Raw genomic sequence first — 2,823 nt, forward strand, 5'->3', positions numbered from 1 at the left:
ATGACCAGCTACCACAACAAAATAAGGTAGCTTAACTAGAGCAGAGTATCACTTATAAATAAGCTTTTAGTTGTTCAAACATGTGGGACCACCTCTTTATTGCGCTACATACTTTTAATTCAATAAAAGACTTGAGAAACCAAACCACCTTAAGGTGGTTTTTTGCTAAGGATTATTTTAAGATTTAGATCAAATAAATATTTCACCTATTAAATTACTAACAGGGACGAAACAATTATGTCAAATGAAAATAAACCTCAGATCATACAAAATTTTATATCATTAATTTGTATAGCTCTATTTTCAATTATTATTTCTGGTACTGCACATGCTGAAGGAAATTGTCCCTCTGGTTCTTATCCAGTAGGCGGTCAAGGTGTGCAAGGCTGTGCACCTATTCCAGGGGGTGGTGGTAATCAAGGAGCTGCAAGTAACCGCACTTGGAAAGTTGTAGGAGCAATTGCTGCTGGTACTAATGGTGTTGTCGGAACGTCATTTGCCAAAGTATTCCGCGGAAAAATACAGGAAAATGCACTTGAAGATTGCCAGAAGAAAGGGGGCACCCAATGTAAGCTTTGGTTTACCTATTCAGAAACTGAATGCGCTACAGTTGGACAAGCTGAAGGAACAACCTTACTGTATGGCCGTGTTACTGGCAGTAGGATTCGTGGCTGGAGTCGAAAGTTAGATGGTCGAGAAAATGTATATTCGCAATGTCAAAACGAAGGTTTTCCTAAAGAACGATGCAAAATCGTCTATGAAAATTGTAGTGGAATAATGTAATTAAAAACATATCCTCCCTCGTGAGGTTTTTACCCCCCCCAAACAAAACCCCAATAGCTAGCAACTATTGGGTTTTTTGATATCAACTTTATGGAAAAGAGGCATAGGATCAGAAAAACTAGAATTAAAACTTAATTAAATTTATAATAGTATTACATTGAAAATAAATATTTATTTAAAACAATCATTTAGTTAGTAGTGGAACTAATATGCCTAATATAAAAAGTAGTCCCAAATTTGGTCAATCATCTTCAAATTGTATCAGAAATTTTACAGTTCAATTCCGACGACCTTATGAAATAGGTATGCCACCTGATAATTATAATGGTGAGTATGGGTTTGATTGGGTGCGTGATGAATATATTTACCCACTGCTTAGTATTGGTGGAAAGAAAGATACAGTTATAGATATTTTAGGTACTCCGCGTTTTGTTCATTCAGAATTATATAAAGTATTTTATCATGATGTTAATACTCGTATTAATTTTCCTTCTAGATACTTTCCATCATGGCTATACATTTTTGCTACTGATTGTAAAGGCGTCTATGGGAGTGAGGAGATCAACAAACAGGGTGCTTGCCTTGATATAGAAATTCATCAAGAATATTTGGAAAGTATTAAGGGAGAATATATTGAGGAAAAAGAATCTTTAACTGACAATGGAACTGTTTTACAGTTTGAAGCATCAAATGATAATATAAAAATTTCAACTTTTGATAATAATCAAAATGCCAAAAGTATAAAAGAACCTTTAAGTAATTTTATCAATTCAAATCGAAATTTTATGAAATTAGGGTTGGATTATGATGAGGATAATAACTTAGTTGAGAGAAATAGATACTTTTATAAGAAAAAAAATGCAATCAAAATAATCTGTTCTGGAGGTATGTTAAAGAAAAATGAGCATATTAAAGTTACAGCGACCAGAAATAATTGTAAGCCAGTAGATGTAGGGATAATTTATATTGCTCGAAATAATGTAATTCGTATTATGAATATTGTAGAAATAGATGTTAAGGTTAATGGAGAAATTATAAAAAAATCGAAAAATCATGAATTAGAACTTAGAAATAAATTCTTTAATCAAGCACTTATCATTTTTAAAGTTGTTAAAAAGGAAGTTTTTGACTTGGATTTACTATATGAAAGTGATCCTGAAGTAAAAGATTTTGTTAATAAATGGTGGAACAAAAGTTTAAAAAATGATGGTAAAGAAAAGTATCTTGAGGTTATTAGGAATAAAGATAAGCGAATAGCTTTAAGTGTGGAACGAAGAAAATCACTAGATCCCACTGAATTTGCTTATGCTGAATTTATTAGGGAGTTAAAAGAACTATATTGGCGGAAAAAATGGGTGGGGTTATCTCCATATAGTGAAATTGAACGAAATACCTTCATTTTTTTTGCACCAATATCAGTTAGATATGCGCGTGAAGAGGATACCGATAATTGGGATTATATTTTAGGTAGCGCGAGTTTCAAGGCTCATTCACACATACTTTATTCGGAAGGGAAGTATTCAAGTGATGAAGAATTTTCAAATGCAGTTGTAATATTTAAGGAAAGTATGAAATTTGGTCTTCTTGAAACTTATGCTCATGAGTTAGGTCATGCACTAGGGCTAACACATACATTTGAGTCTGGTGAGATGTTTAAATATCAACAGGGTTATACAGATAATTTTATGGATTATCCGCAGAGAGAAGATAATACAGATTCAAAGTTTATAGATAGATTAAATATAATGTCTAAATATCAAATTGATATGATCTATTACAGGAGCCGAGTAGGCGGGATTTTGCATTCATGGAAGTGGGCATATCCTGAACTTCCACTCACTACTTCAGAAGAAAAGAATGAAAAAGAGGATAGTGAAAAAGAAGAGGATGAAAAATCTGGTTTAGAGAAAATAATTAACAAGATAGAAAAATTTATCTTTGAATAGAGGTGGTCCCACATGTTTGAACAACTAAAAGCTTATTTATAAGTGATACTCTGCTCTAGTTAAGCTACCTTATTTTGTTGTGGTAGCTGGTCAT

The 2,823-nt window shown here is 32.6% G+C and carries 2 protein-coding genes; both read left to right on the forward strand.

Going from position 1 to position 2,823, the window contains the following annotated elements; genetic code table 11:
• Window positions 1-237: 237 nt before the first annotated feature.
• The gene (locus ACG916_RS21400) at window positions 238-783 is read left to right on the forward strand and encodes a DUF4189 domain-containing protein (RefSeq protein ID WP_419329160.1); all 546 of its coding nucleotides are present in this window, start codon (window positions 238-240) and stop codon (window positions 781-783) included.
• Window positions 784-992: 209 nt separating this feature from the next.
• A complete protein-coding gene (locus ACG916_RS21405; protein WP_419329158.1) occupies window positions 993-2,729 on the forward strand; it encodes a matrixin family metalloprotease in 1,737 nt (578 codons plus the stop codon).
• Window positions 2,730-2,823: the final 94 nt, after the last annotated feature.

Origin of the sequence: Acinetobacter legionensis, assembly GCF_048552295.1 — a bacterium.
In the GTDB taxonomy this organism is placed as follows: domain Bacteria; phylum Pseudomonadota; class Gammaproteobacteria; order Pseudomonadales; family Moraxellaceae; genus Acinetobacter.